At 56.5% G+C, this 16,900-nt stretch carries 16 protein-coding genes and 1 rRNA gene; 13 read left to right on the top strand and 4 right to left on the bottom strand.

The window, feature by feature from the left end; all coding sequences use genetic code 11:
• Nucleotides 1–236 (bottom strand): 16S ribosomal RNA (locus tag AC0TOY_RS01980); the annotation flags it as partial.
• A 497-nt stretch (nt 237–733) separates the two neighbouring features.
• Between AC0TOY_RS01980 and AC0TOY_RS01985 the strand changes: the two genes are divergently transcribed.
• Nucleotides 734–1,687: a nickel/cobalt transporter gene (locus AC0TOY_RS01985; RefSeq protein ID WP_048990339.1), complete on the top strand. Its 954-nt coding sequence runs from the start codon at nt 734–736 to the stop codon at nt 1,685–1,687.
• Nucleotides 1,688–1,720: 33 nt separating this feature from the next.
• Here AC0TOY_RS01985 and proP read toward each other — a convergent pair whose 3' ends face one another.
• Nucleotides 1,721–3,223, bottom strand: coding sequence for a glycine betaine/L-proline transporter ProP (proP, locus tag AC0TOY_RS01990; protein ID WP_473721434.1), 1,503 nt, complete (start codon nt 3,221–3,223; stop codon nt 1,721–1,723).
• Between the two features lie 649 nt (nt 3,224–3,872).
• Here proP and kdgT point away from each other — a divergent pair.
• Nucleotides 3,873–4,865 carry a 2-keto-3-deoxygluconate transporter gene (gene kdgT / locus AC0TOY_RS01995; RefSeq protein WP_024906761.1) on the top strand — a complete coding sequence of 331 codons (993 nt, stop codon included), beginning with the start codon at nt 3,873–3,875 and terminating at the stop codon, nt 4,863–4,865.
• 62 nt (nt 4,866–4,927) lie between these two features.
• Here the strand turns inward: kdgT and AC0TOY_RS02000 are convergent, their stop codons facing one another.
• Nucleotides 4,928–5,803 (bottom strand): diguanylate cyclase regulator RdcB family protein, encoded by an 876-nt coding sequence (locus tag AC0TOY_RS02000; RefSeq protein WP_024906760.1) that lies wholly within the window; start codon nt 5,801–5,803, stop codon nt 4,928–4,930.
• Complete coding sequence (gene crfC, locus AC0TOY_RS02005) at nt 5,800–8,154, bottom strand: clamp-binding protein CrfC (protein ID WP_290094318.1); 2,355 nt, start codon at nt 8,152–8,154, stop codon at nt 5,800–5,802. The genes AC0TOY_RS02000 and crfC overlap by 4 nt, the downstream gene beginning before the upstream one ends.
• A 596-nt stretch (nt 8,155–8,750) precedes the next feature.
• Here crfC and AC0TOY_RS02010 point away from each other — a divergent pair.
• From AC0TOY_RS02010 to phnK, 11 genes are all read left to right on the top strand, one after another.
• The gene (locus tag AC0TOY_RS02010) at nt 8,751–9,086 is read left to right on the top strand and encodes a zinc ribbon domain-containing protein YjdM (RefSeq protein ID WP_023310096.1); all 336 of its coding nucleotides are present in this window, start codon (nt 8,751–8,753) and stop codon (nt 9,084–9,086) included.
• Nucleotides 9,087–9,166: 80 nt separating this feature from the next.
• Nucleotides 9,167–9,604, top strand: coding sequence for a VOC family metalloprotein YjdN (yjdN, locus tag AC0TOY_RS02015; RefSeq protein WP_024906758.1), 438 nt, complete (start codon nt 9,167–9,169; stop codon nt 9,602–9,604).
• Between the two features lie 135 nt (nt 9,605–9,739).
• Nucleotides 9,740–10,528 carry a phosphonate ABC transporter ATP-binding protein gene (gene phnC / locus AC0TOY_RS02020; RefSeq protein ID WP_048990326.1) on the top strand — a complete coding sequence of 263 codons (789 nt, stop codon included), beginning with the start codon at nt 9,740–9,742 and terminating at the stop codon, nt 10,526–10,528.
• 24 nt (nt 10,529–10,552) lie between these two features.
• Nucleotides 10,553–11,569: a phosphonate ABC transporter substrate-binding protein gene (gene phnD, locus AC0TOY_RS02025; RefSeq protein WP_061716114.1), complete on the top strand. Its 1,017-nt coding sequence runs from the start codon at nt 10,553–10,555 to the stop codon at nt 11,567–11,569.
• Nucleotides 11,570–11,685: 116 nt separating this feature from the next.
• Nucleotides 11,686–12,465, top strand: a complete 780-nt coding sequence (phnE, locus tag AC0TOY_RS02030) for a phosphonate ABC transporter, permease protein PhnE (protein WP_023334213.1) — start codon at nt 11,686–11,688, stop codon at nt 12,463–12,465.
• A gap of 20 nt (nt 12,466–12,485) precedes the next feature.
• Nucleotides 12,486–13,211, top strand: coding sequence for a phosphonate metabolism transcriptional regulator PhnF (gene phnF, locus AC0TOY_RS02035; protein WP_417928073.1), 726 nt, complete (start codon nt 12,486–12,488; stop codon nt 13,209–13,211).
• Entirely contained in the window at nt 13,212–13,664 is a 453-nt protein-coding gene (gene phnG, locus AC0TOY_RS02040; RefSeq protein ID WP_148768856.1) for a phosphonate C-P lyase system protein PhnG, read from the top strand. It begins immediately after the preceding gene.
• On the top strand, nt 13,661–14,245 hold the full coding sequence (gene phnH / locus AC0TOY_RS02045) for a phosphonate C-P lyase system protein PhnH (protein ID WP_048990324.1): 585 nt from the start codon (nt 13,661–13,663) through the stop codon (nt 14,243–14,245). The genes phnG and phnH overlap by 4 nt, the downstream gene beginning before the upstream one ends.
• A complete protein-coding gene (locus AC0TOY_RS02050) occupies nt 14,245–15,309 on the top strand; it encodes a carbon-phosphorus lyase complex subunit (protein WP_370884577.1) in 1,065 nt (354 codons plus the stop codon). The genes phnH and AC0TOY_RS02050 overlap by 1 nt, the downstream gene beginning before the upstream one ends.
• A complete protein-coding gene (locus AC0TOY_RS02055; protein ID WP_148769100.1) occupies nt 15,302–16,147 on the top strand; it encodes an alpha-D-ribose 1-methylphosphonate 5-phosphate C-P-lyase PhnJ in 846 nt (281 codons plus the stop codon). The genes AC0TOY_RS02050 and AC0TOY_RS02055 overlap by 8 nt, the downstream gene beginning before the upstream one ends.
• The gene (gene phnK / locus AC0TOY_RS02060) at nt 16,144–16,899 is read left to right on the top strand and encodes a phosphonate C-P lyase system protein PhnK (RefSeq protein ID WP_148769101.1); all 756 of its coding nucleotides are present in this window, start codon (nt 16,144–16,146) and stop codon (nt 16,897–16,899) included. Before AC0TOY_RS02055 ends, phnK begins: the two co-directional genes overlap by 4 nt.
• Nucleotide 16,900: the final 1 nt, after the last annotated feature.

Below are 16,900 nucleotides of genomic sequence, written 5' to 3' on the forward strand. Positions count from 1 at the left end.
TCTGGGCACATCTGATGGCAAGAGGCCCGAAGGTCCCCCTCTTTGGTCTTGCGACGTTATGCGGTATTAGCTACCGTTTCCAGTAGTTATCCCCCTCCATCAGGCAGTTTCCCAGACATTACTCACCCGTCCGCCGCTCGTCACCCAGGAGCAAGCTCCCTGTGCTACCGCTCGACTTGCATGTGTTAGGCCTGCCGCCAGCGTTCAATCTGAGCCATGATCAAACTCTTCAATTTAAGTTTGATGCTCATGAATTAAACTTCGTAATGAATTACGTATGTTCACTCAGAGACTTGGTATTCATTTTTCGTCTTGCGACGTTAAGAATCCATGTCACTTTGAGTGCCCACACAGATTGTCTGATAAATTGTTAAAGAGCAGTGCAACGCGGCTTTCGCTCACCGTTGCGAGGTGGCGTATATTACGCTTTCCTCTTTCAGAGTCAACCCGTTATTTCAGGATTTTTTCTCTTCAACCGAACTGCTTGTTGTGTGAAGTGATTCACATCCGCCGTGTCGATGGAGGCGCATTATAGGGAGTTCCCGAACGACCGCAACCGAAAAGTTGCAAAAAAATGACTGACTGCTGCATTCCCCAGCAAAACCCCGCCTTATACCCTTTTACACACAAAGTTATCCACAATCATGAGCGGATCGCGATGCGATCCTACGAATTGCGCGGGAAGATCAACTATACTAGCGGCAAATACTCTCCCCTGTGCAGGCCCATCCTCATGACCACACAACGCCTCGCCCGTGACTGGCGTCTCCCTACAGCAGGAGTGATGCTGCTGGCAATCCTCTTTGCCGGTTTTACCCTGCATGCGCACTGGAACGCTTTTATCCAGTGGTGTCTCGCCACACAAATTACGCTGCACCGTTATCTGGTGATGTATCTGCTGCAGCTTAATAACCACCAGTACAGCGGCGGATTATGGCTGTTAACGGGCGCTTTCCTTTATGGCGTTCTCCACGCCATCGGACCCGGGCATGGAAAATTCATTGTGACGACCTATCTGACCACCAATAAGGAAAGCGAGCTGGCCGCCCGGGTCGTCCCCTTCCTGGGTAGCCTGATGCAGGGCGTCAGCGCCATTCTTTTTGTCTTTATTCTGGCTATAGGGTTTAACCTCGCCTCAGGGGATATCAGTACCAGCCGCTGGTACGTGGAGAAGATAAGTGCAGTGCTTATTGGCGCATTTGGCGCGTTTGTTATTTACCAGGCGCTGAAGAGCCTGCGTCCACACAGGTTAACGATCTCAGCCATCAAACCGCTTCATCAGCACGATGAACACTGTGGCTGCGGTCATCATGGCGTGGGGGCAAACCTGACACAAAGCGACTGGAAAACCCGTCTTGGTGTGATTCTGGCGATTGGCGCACGCCCGTGCAGCGGGGCGATCATGATTCTGATGTTTTCGAACGCGCTGGGCATTGTCACCTGGGGGGTGGCCGCCGTCATGACCATGTCTTTGGGAACCGCGCTTTCTATCGTGGGGCTTTCACTGGCAGTACGCTACGCCCGCGAGCGCACGGTGAGCTGGTTCGGAGAAAGCGCCTCATTAAGATGGCTCGTACCGGCAGTCAAAATAGCCGGAGGGATAGTCCTGATCCTGTTCGCGACGGTGCTGTTCCTGACGGTGATCCCCATCAGTGCCAATGGCGACTACATCGCCGCCGGATGCTAATAAAAGAAAACCCGCCGTTGGCGGGTTTTTTTATTACTCGTTGATGCGTGGATGCTGGTCCACCAGTCGGGAGCGTTTTTTCTGCAGCTCTTCAATCTCTGCGTCAATATCCTCAATCTTCTGCTCTACGTTATCGTAGTGCTCACGCAGGATCTCTTTCGCTTCCTGAATATCCGATGCCGCAGGCGTTGCGCCTTTCAGAGGACGATTCGCCGTCTCCTTCATGGTAATACCGGTAATCAAACCAATCACCGCGATCACCATCAGGTAATAAGCCGGCATCATCAGGTTCTGCGTGCTCTCCACCAGCGAGGCGGCAAGCGTCGGGGTCAGACCGGCAATCAGCACCGAGATGTTAAAGGCCGCGGCCAGCGCGCTGTAGCGAATATGTGTCGGGAACATCGCTGGCAGCGTTGAGGCCATCACCCCGATAAAGCAGTTAAGGATCACCGCCAGCATCAGCAGACCGGCAAAAATCAGCCCCAGCACATCGCTGTTAATCAGAATAAATGCCGGGATTGCCAGAGCAAACAGCGCAACGCTTCCCAGAATAATGAACGGTCGACGGCCAAAACGGTCACTCAACAGGCCCATAATCGGCTGCACAAACAGCATACCGACCATGATGGCGATAATAATCAAGACACCGTGATCTTCCGAGTAGTGCAGGTTATACGACAGATAGCTCGGCATGTAGGTCAGCAGCATGTAATAGGTCACGTTGGTCGAAATCACCAAGCCAATACAGGTCAGCAGGCTGCGCCAGTGCTTAGTGGCAATCTCTTTGAACGATACCTTCGGACCATCCTGCAGCCCTTCGCGGTCACCCTGTTCCAGCTTATCGACGTGCTGCTGGAACGCGGGCGTTTCTTCAAGCGCATGACGCAGGTAGAGACCAATGATCCCCAGCGGCAATGCCAGGAAGAACGGGATACGCCAGCCCCAGTCGAGGAAGTTCGCTTCTCCCACTACGGTTGAAATCAGCACCACCACGCCCGCGCCCAGAACAAACCCGGCAATCGAGCCGAAGTCCAGCCAGCTTCCCATAAAACCGCGCTTACGGTCCGGGGAGTACTCGGCAACAAAGATCGAGGCGCCGGTGTATTCACCCCCCACGGAGAAGCCCTGTGCCATCTTACAGATCAGCAGCAGAATCGGTGCCCAAATGCCGATGGTGGCGTAAGACGGGATAAGGCCGATACAGAATGTACTGATCGACATAATGACGATGGTGATGGCAAGAATTTTCTGACGGCCATATTTATCGCCGAGCATACCGAAGAACAGTCCACCCAGCGGGCGAATCAGGAAGGGAACGGAGAACGTACCCAGTGCGGCAATCATCTGAAGGCTGGGATCGGCCCCGGGGAAAAACACTTTACCTAACGCATAGGCCACAAAGCCGTAGACACCAAAATCGAACCATTCCATCGCATTACCGAGCGAGGCTGCGGTAATGGCTTTACGCAGCTTTGCGTCATCAATAATGGTGACGTCGCGAAGTGTGATGGGTTTAATCTTTTTCCTTCTTAGCATAGCTATCCTCGTTGACTCGGCCCTGTCTGTTTCACAGTCCAGTTTACGTTCTGTGAACCATGGGATCCGCTCCATGCGAATCGCCTTATTCAAGCGTAGCAGGTTTACTTACATTGACGTTTTACGCCGATACAACCGAACCTGTTGACGCCTGCCTGGGCAGTTAATGACCTTTTTACCCTACCAGCGTTTATATTTGTGATCAACTTCACACATATTTTCGCGTCCGGTCAACCTAGTCAAATTTTTGTCAAGGAGTGCCAATAAGCACTTCCTTAACCTACCTAAAGAGCATCCTCACGCACGTCATTATTTCTTTCGTAACAGAAAAACAAACCTCGTTAATTCACATCAAATTTACATAAATTTCCATCAACAGGAACCGGACTCAGGTTTTACATTGAATATGTGACAAAGATAACTAAAACGATGTTTTATTTTCATTGAATCGATATTCCAATGATCGCATGATAAATCTGAATTCAGCGTTTTATGTTTTACAGAATGAGGTTAATCGAGAGCACACATTTAATTATGCGTGCAGGATTATCGAAAAAACACCGCAAGCGACAAGAGCAATTAATTGAATTTATTGACTAATTTTTAACACCTGTCACCCGTCCTGCGGGATCCGATGTGAGGTTTGTCCATGAAGATTAAAGCCACGATAGAACGCATACCCGGCGGTATGATGCTGGTTCCGCTGGTACTGGGCGCCATCCTGAATACCCTTGCCCCTGATACCGGGGCTTATTTTGGCGGTTTCACAAAAGGCATGATAACGGGCACGGTTCCGATTCTTGCCGTCTGGTTTTTTTGTATCGGCGCATCCATTAATTTGCGGGCAACAGGTACTGTAATACGGAAATCCGGCACGCTGGTGATAACCAAAATAGCCGTAGCCTGGGCGGTAGCAATGATATGCGCGATGTTCATCCCGGAGACTGGAATTCAGACCGGGTTCTTCGCGGGATTATCGGTCCTGGCGATTGTCTCGGCGATGGATATGACTAACGGCGGATTGTACGCCAGCCTGATGAACCAGTATGGGACGAAAGAAGAGTCCGGCGCATTTGTGTTGATGTCTCTGGAATCTGGTCCGCTGATGACGATGCTGATCCTGGGGTCTGCTGGCCTGGCCTCTTTTGAACCCCACCACTTTGTCGGCGCGATCCTGCCCTTCCTGATCGGCTTTGCCCTTGGCAATCTCGATCACGATCTGCGTGATTTCTTCAGCAAAGCCACGCCGGTGCTGATCCCGTTCTTCGGCTTCGCACTGGGGAACACCATTAATCTGAAGGTTATCCTCGATACCGGCCTGCTGGGTATTGTGCTGGGGGTCGCCGTGATCGTCATTACCGGTATTCCGCTGATCATTGCCGACCGCGTGATCGGAGGAGGAAACGGCACGGCCGGCGTCGCCGCCTCTTCAGCCGCAGGGGCTGCCGTCGCAAACCCGGTGATTATTGCCCAGATTAACCCGGCCTTTGAACCGGTGGCCGCTTCAGCGACGGCGCTGGTTGCCGCCAGCGTCATTGTCACCGCGATTCTGGTGCCAATCATCACGGCGCTGTATGCGAAACGCTACGGGAATATGCAAGAGGCCCAGCCTGAACCGAAACCAATAGAAATGAATCATTAACACACCGCACCAAACCATCCCCTCTCCCCTGCGGGGAGAGGGTTAGGGTGAGGGGGAAGGAATCATCCAAAAATCTCTTCCACCATCCCGTCAACCAGCCGTTTTGCCGAACAGAGCCTCGGCATACCCAGCGCGACGGTCTGCCAGTTTTGCGTGACTGACCAGCTCACCGGATGTTGATCCGCCTGACACCAGTCCCCCAGCCACCCCAGCATGTCTTTATGATCGATTAAACCCGGAGAGGCCGGCGTTGTCAGCCACTGGTGATAGAAATGGCGGGTCGTGGGTGACGCATTAATGCCCTGCGCCAGATAGTTAGCCGCCATGCTGCGCAGGTTATCCTTAAGCATTGCCGCCACATCTTCATTCGCGAGGCGGCATGCATCACCAAATGCCCCCCAGCGCAGCTCTTCCAGGACAATAAAACAGCGCCCGGCCAGCGACCAGCCATCATAGTGCCCGGCCCGCCAGCGGGTAAAAATCTGCTCACTGTGCTCGCCCGCCTGCACCGTGAGCCCGCGCTGGGTCAGCGCCTTTTCTTTATATGCTGCGCGTTGGGTAAAATGAGAAGCGAGTTCACCGTATTGCTGCATCAGCCCAGGGGATTGCGGGGCGCGCGGGTGAGTCTGCTGGCGCAAAGCAATCAGCTTCTCAGCCATCAGCGTCAGCGCGAGATGACCCGGATCAAGCATGCCGGCCAGTTTTTCCGCCAGCCCCAGGCGCAGCCCCGCATTTTCATTGAGCATCCCCGCCATCGCCCAGGGGCGTAGCCGGGTATGCGTCATGATTTCCTGCGTCAAACGCTCACGAAACTGAAGCTGCTGTGGTCCCAGGTGAGGATGACGCGCCGCGTCTCCCCCCTGCACCAGATCGACCATAAATTTTGGATTAATACACTCCAGCGTTCGCCCGGGGCCGTCCAGTAGTGGTGTTGTCATGGTTGCTCTGCCGCGAATAGAGTTTGAATATCATCGCGTAACAGTCGGGTATCTTCCTGTATCCACGTCGCAGTAGTGATACTTTGCTTCAACAACTGGCAGAGCGCTCGGGTTGAATGCTCATTCTGTTGACGCACTGCGAGGCTATCACGCAAGCTTTCCTGTAACCCGGTCAGGCACAACGAAAATTCTGCAAAGAACGTTGCCATTCCTGCCGTAACAGAGACATCGACCTGCGCGGACAAAGCTTTACGTATTTGTTCACAAAACTGCTCAATATGTTGCTTAAATTTGTCATGTAGCTGCGCAATGTCGATAACATAGCGCGTGCGCGTTTCCACATACTCATCCCAGCCCCAGCCCGGATTATTGAGCCAGCGAGAGACCGTTTCCCGCATGCTGCTCCCGCCTGATGGCGGGTCTGCCTGACTGTCATCCTGCGCAATCGCATCGTTAAACAGCGCCCGCGTATTGAAGTTAAGCTGGCTCGCCTGAAACGCCGGGAAACTGATTCGCGCCCGAAAACCCGCATGGCTCAGATGCTCTTTAATACGTGCTTCGATAGGGCGCATGGCTTCGTTCAGGGAGCGCGCCAGCGTAGACTCAAGCTGGTCGAAGCGTAACGCCAGTTCCCGGCAAATCTTCGTCTGCGCATCCAGCATCACCAGCTCGCAGGAGGAGCGGATTTTACTCAGCGCGATCTGCGCCTGCCCTTCATCGTCCAGAACCAGCTGCTTCAGCTCGTGCGGCTCGCCACCGTGAGGGTTCTGCCGATCGATGCCTGCCAAATCAAGAATATGCCGAGCGCTGAACACCTCGCCAATCGCCTGGTTAAGCGCGGTTTTTTGGGCCCCCATAAAGTCCGCAGTGGCGTTCAGCGCCTCCTCAACTTCATGTTTCACCTCATCGCTCACGACGCACTGGCGCGTCTGAAGAAGCGCCGTGTCCTCTTCCAGACGTGCAATATTCAATTCCAGCGCCTCAAAGGCAACCGTCAGACCCTGATAGCGGAAGTCGAGGTACTCCCGGGCATTTTGTGCGTAATTAAGGAGCTTATGCGAAGCCGAACGCAGGGCGTATAGCGAGGCATTGGCATAGGCGGCGTAAATCAATTTGCGTATGGGTTGTTCAAACAGCGAATCTTCCCAGAGCAAATCGGCAGAATGACGAATATGATCGATATCGTCCAGGTCCGCCGTGCGCCAGCGACGACCAAGCGCAGCCTCGGCAAAATCCTGCACCCAGGGCTGCTCCTGATGATCCGGCAGCTGTCCGTGGGTACTCATCTCGTAGCGCGCGCGGTTCGCCAGATATGCCCACATGGATGAAACGGGGTAGATCTGGCCAGGTGAAATATTGCCCTTCATTAAGGTACCGGAGATCATCGCCCGGACCTGCTCTTCATCGTCGCTATTGCGATCTTTCTGATCGAATTTATTGACCAGCGCATACAACGGCACTGATTTTCCCGCAGCGGAAATGGCCTGGCGAACTTCTTCATCAGAGATGGATTTAAGCTGGGTATAATCCATCACGGCCAGCACCGCCGACGCACGGGACAATTGCTCGTTGAGCATTTTTTGCAGATGTGGCTGTCCGGCCTCATTCGGCCCGGGCGTATCGAGCAGCGTCAGCTGTCCGAGATGAGCATCCAGACCCGCAAGATGCACGAACTCCACTTCAATGACCGGAATATGTTCGATAGCCGCATATTCAGAGAACGGAAACGCCACACCTAACGCCTGGGAAAGTCTCACCAGGTCGTTGAGGCTTTTCAGACAATGAAATATCGGCTGCGCGCCAAGGTGATGCTTCTCAAAAGCTTCTCCTTTTTCAATGCGCTCCAGCAGCGTATTCATGTCTTTATCAATTTCAAGATGCTGGGCCAGCTTCCCCCGATCGTAATCGCATAGCTTTTTCTGGAGCAGTTGAATCAATTCATCAATCGGCGAGGCATGTGAAAAATGCAGCACCGGGTCCTTCTGACCCGGCGTGTGCCGAATCAGGGTGGGAAGCGCCGTCATCGGACGATTGCGGTTCGGCAACACTTCGGTCCCTACAATCGCATTAATGGTGGTCGATTTCCCCGCTTTCATGGTGCCAACAATAGCCAGAACCATTTCCAGCCGGGTTATTTTCCGTAATTCATTATTCAGCATCGCCTGCTGTGCATCGACGCCGCGCGCGCTAAAATGCAAAGGTAAAACGTTGTTCTTTTCACCCGTAATGGCAGCCGCTGTGCTCTCCAGCATCGCAGCCGGCATTGATTTCAACGTATCAAGATTTTGCAGGGCGAGCTGTAACAAACGCTCGGCTTCCTGGCTTAATTCAAAAATGGTCTGTGTGTGCATGATAAAAGACTTTCCTTAACGCAAATTTATTACTTTTATTAAGCCACTGGTATTAATTATGTTGTTCAGGCTTATATGATCACGTGTGGAAAACATGTTCGCCGAAATATAACTAATTGATGATAATCAGAAATAATTCGCTATCCTTGCATGGCGTGTAAAGCTCTCCTCCTGGCCTGACAGCCAAAAGAAAAAAGCGTAGCCCAATTTTAAGAAACTTCAGGATATATCATCATTATTTACCCATCTAAAAAGAGAGGTAATACGCCCCTGCCAAAAGATATGTATGGCAGCGAGGTCAGGAGATAAATAACGATGTGTTGCTTCACCTTATCCGAAATGGAGGGGCGTAGCAATTTGCTGCAATAAAATATTCGATATATTTAGCATCAATTTTTTCCCACCGTGCTAATGACGTAAGCATCGCTTAACTGACTGACAGGAAGTGTCACTCCCGATACGCTTTTTGCATCTTTTTTAATTCACAATATCACCGACAACCGTGTGGATTTGCGCTATACTTGCCGCCTTTTTCGGCACGCTGCCGTCATTTAGCTGGCACTTCCAGCGCGTTTACACTTTTTGAGGATACCGATATGTCACTCCCACACTGCCCGAAATGCAATTCTGAATACACCTATGAAGATAATGGCATGTTCATCTGCCCGGAATGCGCTCACGAATGGAATGATGCCGAACCATCACACGATGCTGATGCACTTGTCGTAAAAGATGCGAACGGCAATCTGCTGGCGGACGGCGACAGCGTAACCGTGATTAAAGACCTGAAAGTGAAAGGCAGTTCTTCCATGCTGAAGATTGGCACCAAAGTGAAGAATATCCGTCTGGTGGAAGGCGATCATAATATCGACTGCAAAATTGACGGCTTCGGTCCGATGAAACTGAAATCAGAGTTCGTGAAAAAGAACTGATTTACCCGCCCGGTGGCGCTTCGCTTACCGGGCTTTCGGGAACTACACTTAATGGGCTTTTCTTACGTGAGGTAAAGATTATGCCGTTAAGTCCCTACATCTCTTTCGCCGGCAACTGCGCAGAGGCCACCGCCTTCTACCAGCAAGCCGTCGGCGCAGAGCCTCTCTATAAAATCACCTTCGGCGAAATGCCAAAAAGCGATAACAGCGAGGAAGGCTGTCCGTCCGGTATGAAATTTCCGGATTCCGCTATCGCTCACTCCAACGTCCGCATTGCAGGCAGCGATATCATGATGAGCGACGGGATGCCGCCGGGCAGCAACGCTCAGTACGCGGGTTTCACGCTGGTACTCGATACCCAGGACGTCAATGAAGGCAAGCGCTGGTTCGACAACCTCGCCGCGGGCGGGAATATCGAAATGGCCTGGCAGGAAACCTTCTGGGCACACGGTTTCGGTAAAGTCACCGATAAATACGGCGTGCCGTGGATGATTAACGTCGTTAAACAGCAGCACTAATTTTCGGGCGGGGGCGTTCTGCCTCCGCCTGTCATCAAACTCCGCTCAACTCTTCAAACTCCCGCAACCCAGACTTAACCCAAATGTCACATTGATGCGCCAGCATGAGGCCACATTTATCATGAGGCCCAGCACATGCAAACTGTCATCCGCGTCGAGAAACTGAGCAAGACCTTCAATCACAATAAGGCTCTGCATGCCGTTGATCTGACCGTCCAGCAGGGCGACATGGTGGCGCTTCTCGGGCCATCTGGTTCAGGTAAATCCACCCTTCTGCGTCATTTAAGCGGCCTTATCATCTGCGATAAAACGCCGGAAAGCCACGTCGAGCTGCTGGGCAATACCGTGCAGCGCGCGGGGCGTCTCGCCAGCGATATCCGTAAGAGCCGCGCCCAGACGGGCTACATCTTCCAGCAGTTCAACCTGGTAAACCGCCTGACGGTGCTGGAGAACGTGCTGATTGGCGCGCTTGGCAGCACCCCGTTCTGGCGCACCTGCCTGCGCTGGTTCTCCCCTTCCCAAAAGCAGGAAGCCTTACAGGCGCTGACCCGCGTCGGCATGGCGCATTTCGCCCACCAGCGCGTTTCCACCCTGTCCGGTGGACAGCAGCAGCGCGTCGCCATCGCCCGCGCCCTGATGCAGAAAGCGCAAATCATTCTTGCTGACGAACCCATTGCCTCGCTGGATCCGGAGTCCGCCCGCATCGTGATGGAGACCCTGCGCGACATTAACCAGAACGACGGCATTACCGTGGTGGTCACGCTGCATCAGGTGGATTACGCCCTGCGCTACTGCGAACGCATTGTCGCCCTGCGTCAGGGACACGTGTTCTTTGATGGCGCGAGCCATCAGTTTGATAACGAACGTTTTGACCATCTCTACCGCAGCATTAACCGCGTCGAAGAGAACGCGCAGGCTGCTTAATTAAACCCGATCCGAGGAAAGTACATGAGCTACAAAGCCGTTGCCGCGCTGGCCTTTACCAGCATGTTCAGCCTCAGCACCCTCCTAAGCCCGGCGTATGCACAAGAGCAGGAAAAAGCGCTGAACTTCGGCATTATTTCGACGGAATCACAGCAGAACCTGAAGCCTCAGTGGGAACCGTTCCTGAAAGATATGGAAACCAAGCTGGGGATCAAAGTGAACGCCTTCTTCGCCCCGGACTACGCGGGCATCATCCAGGGGATGCGCTTTAACAAAGTGGACATCGCCTGGTACGGCAACCTCTCCGCCATGGAAGCGGTGGACCGCGCGAACGGCCAGGTCTTTGCCCAGACCGTCGCGGCAGATGGCTCCCCGGGGTACTGGAGCGTGCTGATCGTCAACAAAGACAGCCCGATCAACAACCTCAACGACATGCTCGCCAAACGCAAAGAGCTGACCTTCGGCAACGGCGATCCGAACTCCACCTCGGGCTACCTTGTCCCTGGATACTACGTCTTCGCCAAAAACAACGCCTCCGCCAGCGACTTCAAACGCACGGTGAACGCCAGCCATGAAACCAACGCTCTGGCCGTGGCCAACAAGCAGGTGGATGTTGCCACCAACAACACCGAGAACCTCGACAAGCTGAAGACCTCCGCACCGGACAAGCTGAAAGAGATCAAGGTTATCTGGAAATCCCCGCTGATCCCCGGCGACCCGATCGTGTGGCGTAAAAACCTGTCCGAAAACACCAAGGACAAGGTGTACGACTTCTTTATGACCTATGGCAAAACGCCGGAAGAGAAAGCGGTCCTCGAACGTCTGGGTTGGGCACCGTTCCGCCCGTCAAGCGACCTGCAGCTGGTCCCGATTCGCCAGCTGGCGCTGTTTAAAGAGATGCAGGGCGTGAAGGACAACAAAGGCCTGAAGGACGAGGAGAAGACCAGCAAAGTGGCCGCGATTCAGGCCCAGCTTGAAGACCTCGACCGCCTGACCGCCGCGCTAGGCGCGATGACCAGCGTGAATAAAGCGGTGCAGTAACTCAAGTCCCCTCTCCCTTGAGGGAGAGGGTTAGGGTGAGGGGGAAATGCGCACGCTGATGCCCTCACCCCGGCCCTCTCCCACAGGGAGAGGGAGAACGGATTAAGGAGTCAAACATGCAAACCATCACCCTCCCACCGCCAAAGCGCAGCTGGTTCTCGCTCATTAGCTGGGCCATCCTGCTGGCGGTGCTGGTTATCTCCTGGAAGGGCGCGGAAATGGATCCGCTGCTGCTCTTCAAAGACGCGGGCAACATGGCGACCTTCGCCGCCGACTTCTTCCCGCCGGACTTCAGCCAGTGGCAGGACTATCTCAGCGAAATGGCGGTCACTCTGCAAATCGCCGTCTGGGGCACCGCGCTGGCCGTCGTTCTCTCTATTCCGTTTGGCCTGATGAGCGCCGAAAACATCGTGCCGTGGTGGGTGTATCAGCCCATGCGCCGCCTGATGGACGCCTGCCGCGCCATCAACGAAATGGTCTTTGCGATGCTGTTCGTGGTCGCTGTCGGCCTGGGTCCGTTCGCCGGCGTAATGGCGCTTTTCATCCACACGACCGGCGTGCTTTCCAAGCTGCTCTCCGAGGCGGTCGAAGCCATCGAGCCCGGCCCGGTGGAAGGCATCCGCGCAACGGGTGCCAACAAAATCGAAGAGATCCTCTACGGCGTTCTGCCGCAGGTGATGCCGCTGCTGATCTCCTACTCCCTGTACCGCTTTGAGTCCAACGTCCGCTCCGCCACCGTGGTCGGCATGGTGGGCGCAGGCGGGATTGGCGTCACCCTGTGGGAAGCGATTCGCGGTTTCCAGTTCCAGCAAACCTGCGCCCTGATGGTACTCATCATCGTCACCGTCAGCCTGCTGGATTTCCTCTCTCAACGTTTGCGTAAGCACTTCATCTGAGAAGCGAGGCTTTGTTTTCTATGCACTTATCCAGACATCCGACCAGTTACCCCACCCGCTGGCAAGAGATTGCGGCAAAGCTCGAAGTGGAGCTGCGCACGCACTACCGCTGCGGGGACTATCTCCCCGCCGAGCAGCAGCTTGCCGACCGCTATGAGGTGAACCGACACACCCTGCGCCGCGCCATTGACCAGCTGGTCGAGCGCGGCTGGGTCCAGCGCCGTCAGGGCGTGGGCGTGCTGGTGCTGATGCGCCCGTTCGACTACCCGCTAAACGCCCAGGCGCGCTTCAGCCAGAACCTGCTGGATCAGGGCAGCCACCCGACCAGCGAAAAGCTGCTCTCGGTATTGCGTCCGGCCTCCAGCCACGTGGCGGACGCGCTGGGGATTCAGGAGGGCGATAACGTCATCCACCTGCGCACCCTGCGTCGCGTTAACGGCGTGGCGGTGTGCCAGATAGACCATTACTTCGCGGATCTCACCCTCTGGCCTGTGCTGCAGCATTTCTCCAGCGGCTCGCTGCATGATTTTCTTCAGGATGCGACAGGCATTGCGCTCAAGCGCACCCAGACGCGCATCAGCGCCCGTCGCGCGCAGGCGAAAGAGAGCAAGGTGCTTGAAATTCCCAATATGGCCCCGCTGCTCTGCGTACGCACCCTCAACCACCGTGACGGCGAGATCGACGCGACGGAATACTCCGTCAGCCTGACCCGCGCCGACATGATCGAATTCACCATGGAGCACTGAATGCACTTCGACACCGCCACCCGACAGCGCTGGATGCGCGTGCTGGCCCACAGCCAGCCTGCCGCGCTCTCTGCCCGCATGAGCGCCCTTAGTCTGGCACCTGATTACGACACCCTCCGCGCCCCGGAGATCGGCCTCGTTCAGATCCAGGCGCGCATGGGCGGCACCGGCGAGCGCTTTTTCGCCGGAGACGCCACCCTCACCCGCGCAGCGATCCGTCTGAACAGCGGCACGCTGGGCTACAGCTACGTGCTCGGGCGCGACAAAGCGCACGCCGAGCGCTGCGCGGTGATCGACGCGCTTTTACAGGAACAGTCCTATTTCCAGACGTTAATGGAAACCCTTATTGCCCCGCTGGAAGCCGACCGCGCCGCGCGCATTGCCGCACGTCAGGCCGAAGTAAACACCAGCCGGGTCGACTTCTTTACGCTCGTTCGCGGAGACAACGCATGACGCTTCAACCTGCTTTTACCCTGGCCGTCCAGGATGCCCAACACAGTTTTCGTCGCCTGCTGAAAGCGATGAGCGAGCCGGGCGTGATTGTTTCGCTGCACCAGCTCTCCCAGGGCTGGCTGCCGCTGAATCTGGCCACCACCAGCGTGCTGCTGACGCTTGCCGATAACGACACCCCGGTATGGCTTTCGGGCGCGCTGTCGAACGACATCGCCAGCCAGAACCTGCGCTTTCACACCGGCGCCCCGCTGGTCGATCAGCCCCGGCAGGCGGTCTTTGCCGTGGCCGACGAGCACATCAGCCACGAGCAGCTCAACGACCTGAGCGAAGGCAGCGCCGTCGCCCCGGAGACCAGCGCCACGCTGATTTTGCAGGTCTCCAGCCTCAGCGGCGGCCGCATGCTGCGCCTCACGGGGGCAGGCATCGCCGACGAGCGCATGGTCGCGCCACAGCTGCCGGAGTGCATCATTCACGAGCTGACCGAGCGCCCGCACCCGTTCCCGCTGGGCATTGACCTGATCCTGACCTGCGGCGAGCGCCTGCTGGCGATCCCGCGGACCACCCACGTGGAGGTGTGCTGATGTACGTTGCCGTCAAAGGGGGCGAGAAGGCCATCGCCGCCGCCCATGCGCTGCAGGCGCACAGACGACGGGGCGATGAACGGCTGCCCGAGCTGCGCGTCGCCCAGATTGAACAGCAGCTTAACCTCGCCGTCGACCGGGTGATGACCGAAGGTGGCATCGCCGACCGCGAGCTGGCGGCGCTGGCCCTGAAGCAGGCCAGCGGCGATAACGTGGAAGCTATATTCCTGCTGCGCGCCTACCGCACCACGCTTGCCAAACTGGCGGTCAGCGAGCCGGTGAACACGGCGGAGATGCGCCTGGAGCGCCGCATTTCTGCCGTTTATAAAGACATTCCCGGCGGCCAGCTGCTTGGCCCTACCTGTGACTACACCCACCGCCTGCTGGATTTTACCCTGCTGGCGAACGGCGAAACCCCGCCGCTCAGTACCTCTGACGCCGAACAAGAACCGTCTCCGCACGTTTTCAGCCTGCTGGCGAAACAGGGTCTGGCGAAGGCGGAAGAGGATTCAGACGCGCAGCCGGATGACATCACCCGCACGCCGCCGGTTTACCCGTGCTCGCGCTCGTCCCGCCTGCAGCAGCTGATGCGCGGCGACGAAGGCTATCTGCTGGCGCTGGCCTACTCCACCCAGCGCGGCTACGGGCGCAACCACCCGTTTGCGGCCGAGATCCGCAGCGGCTATATCGACGTCGAAATCGTGCCGGAAGAGCTGGGATTTGCCGTCAACGTCGGCGAACTGCTGATGACCGAATGCGAAATGGTTAACGGATTTGTCGCGCCCGAAAATGAAGACCCGCACTTTACCCGCGGCTACGGGCTGGTGTTTGGCCTCGGTGAACGAAAGGCGATGGCGATGGCGCTGGTTGACCGTGCGCTGCAGGCACCGGACTACGGCGAGCACGTTGCAGGCCCGGCGCAGGACGAAGAGTTCGTGCTGGCCCACGCGGATAACGTTGAGGCCGCGGGCTTTGTCTCGCACCTCAAGCTGCCGCACTACGTCGATTTCCAGGCCGAACTGGAACTGCTGAAACGCCTGCAACGGGAGCGCAAACATGGCTAACTTAAGCGGCTACAACTTTGCCTATCTGGATGAACAAACCAAACGCATGATCCGCCGCGCCATCTTAAAAGCGGTGGCCATTCCGGGCTATCAGGTGCCGTTCGGCGGCCGCGAAATGCCGATGCCCTACGGCTGGGGCACGGGCGGTATTCAGATCACCGCCAGCGTGATCGGCGAGGCGGACGTGCTGAAGGTCATCGATCAGGGCGCCGACGACACCACCAACGCCGTGTCGATCCGCAGCTTCTTCCAGCGCGTCACCGGCGTCACCACCACTGAAAAAACCGAAGACGCGACGCTGATCCAGACCCGTCACCGCATTCCGGAAACCCCGCTCGCTGAAGATCAGATTTTGATTTTCCAGGTGCCAATTCCGGAGCCGCTGCGCTTTATCGAGCCGCGCGAAACGGAGACCCGCACCATGCACGCCCTGGAAGAGTACGGCGTCATGCAGGTGAAGCTGTATGAGGATATCGCCCGCTTCGGCCATATCGCCACCACCTACGCCTACCCGGTGAAGGTGAATGGGCGCTACGTCATGGACCCGTCGCCGATCCCGAAATTCGATAACCCGAAGATGGACATGATGCCCGCCCTGCAGCTGTTCGGCGCCGGGCGTGAAAAACGCATCTACGCCGTCCCGCCTTACACGCGTGTCGAAAGCCTGGATTTCGACGATCACCCGTTTACGGTGCAGGAGTGGGACGAGCCGTGCGCCATCTGCGGATCCAAACACAGCTACCTGGACGAAGTGGTGCTGGACGACACGGGCAAACGGATGTTTGTCTGCTCCGACACCGATTTCTGCCGCCAACAGAGCGAGGCGAACGGCCAATGAAACCGCTGCTTTCGGTTAACAACCTGACCCACCTGTATGCGCCGGGCAAAGGCTTTAGCGACGTGTCGTTCGAGCTGTGGCCGGGCGAAGTGCTGGGGATCGTCGGCGAGTCTGGCTCCGGCAAAACCACCCTGCTGAAGTCCATCTCCGCGCGCCTCGCGCCGCAACACGGCGAGATACTCTATCAGGGACACTCCCTCTACGGCATGAGCGAGGCCGAGCGCCGCCGCCTGCTGCGAACCGAGTGGGGCGTGGTGCATCAGCACCCGATGGACGGCCTGCGCCGTCAGGTCTCGGCGGGCGGCAACATCGGCGAACGCCTGATGGCCACCGGCGCGCGCCATTACGGCAATATCCGCGCTACGGCGCAGCACTGGCTGGAAGAAGTTGAAATCCCCGCCTCGCGCATCGACGACCTGCCCACCACCTTCTCCGGCGGTATGCAGCAGCGCCTGCAGATCGCCCGCAACCTGGTCACGCACCCGAAGCTGGTGTTTATGGATGAACCCACCGGCGGGCTGGACGTCTCGGTGCAGGCGCGCCTGCTCGACCTGCTGCGCGGCCTGGTGGTAGATCTGAACCTTGCGGTGGTCATTGTCACCCACGATCTGGGCGTCGCGCGCCTGCTGGCGGACCGCCTGCTGGTGATGAAGCAGGGTCGGGTGGTGGAAAGTGGATTAACCGACCGCGTGCTCGACGATCCGCACCATCCGTACACCCAGCTGCTGGTGTCGTCCGTATTGCAGAATTAAG

It is taken from the genome of Enterobacter sp. PL_is379 (genome assembly GCF_055817355.1).

What these genes read in the sequence shown, in the direction of transcription:
- proP (WP_473721434.1), bottom strand. Translation starts at nt 3,223, where the DNA reads ATGCTAAGAAGGAAAAAGATTAAACCCATCACACTTCGCGACGTCACC.
- phnH (WP_048990324.1), top strand. Translation starts at nt 13,661, where the DNA reads ATGACGCTTCAACCTGCTTTTACCCTGGCCGTCCAGGATGCCCAACAC.
- kdgT (WP_024906761.1), top strand. Translation starts at nt 3,873, where the DNA reads ATGAAGATTAAAGCCACGATAGAACGCATACCCGGCGGTATGATGCTG.
- phnE (WP_023334213.1), top strand. Translation starts at nt 11,686, where the DNA reads ATGCAAACCATCACCCTCCCACCGCCAAAGCGCAGCTGGTTCTCGCTC.
- phnG (WP_148768856.1), top strand. Translation starts at nt 13,212, where the DNA reads ATGCACTTCGACACCGCCACCCGACAGCGCTGGATGCGCGTGCTGGCC.
- AC0TOY_RS02055 (WP_148769100.1), top strand. Translation starts at nt 15,302, where the DNA reads ATGGCTAACTTAAGCGGCTACAACTTTGCCTATCTGGATGAACAAACC.
- crfC (WP_290094318.1), bottom strand. Translation starts at nt 8,154, where the DNA reads ATGCACACACAGACCATTTTTGAATTAAGCCAGGAAGCCGAGCGTTTG.
- phnC (WP_048990326.1), top strand. Translation starts at nt 9,740, where the DNA reads ATGCAAACTGTCATCCGCGTCGAGAAACTGAGCAAGACCTTCAATCAC.
- AC0TOY_RS02050 (WP_370884577.1), top strand. Translation starts at nt 14,245, where the DNA reads ATGTACGTTGCCGTCAAAGGGGGCGAGAAGGCCATCGCCGCCGCCCAT.
- AC0TOY_RS02000 (WP_024906760.1), bottom strand. Translation starts at nt 5,803, where the DNA reads ATGACAACACCACTACTGGACGGCCCCGGGCGAACGCTGGAGTGTATT.
- yjdN (WP_024906758.1), top strand. Translation starts at nt 9,167, where the DNA reads ATGCCGTTAAGTCCCTACATCTCTTTCGCCGGCAACTGCGCAGAGGCC.
- phnD (WP_061716114.1), top strand. Translation starts at nt 10,553, where the DNA reads ATGAGCTACAAAGCCGTTGCCGCGCTGGCCTTTACCAGCATGTTCAGC.
- phnF (WP_417928073.1), top strand. Translation starts at nt 12,486, where the DNA reads ATGCACTTATCCAGACATCCGACCAGTTACCCCACCCGCTGGCAAGAG.
- AC0TOY_RS01985 (WP_048990339.1), top strand. Translation starts at nt 734, where the DNA reads ATGACCACACAACGCCTCGCCCGTGACTGGCGTCTCCCTACAGCAGGA.
- phnK (WP_148769101.1), top strand. Translation starts at nt 16,144, where the DNA reads ATGAAACCGCTGCTTTCGGTTAACAACCTGACCCACCTGTATGCGCCG.
- AC0TOY_RS02010 (WP_023310096.1), top strand. Translation starts at nt 8,751, where the DNA reads ATGTCACTCCCACACTGCCCGAAATGCAATTCTGAATACACCTATGAA.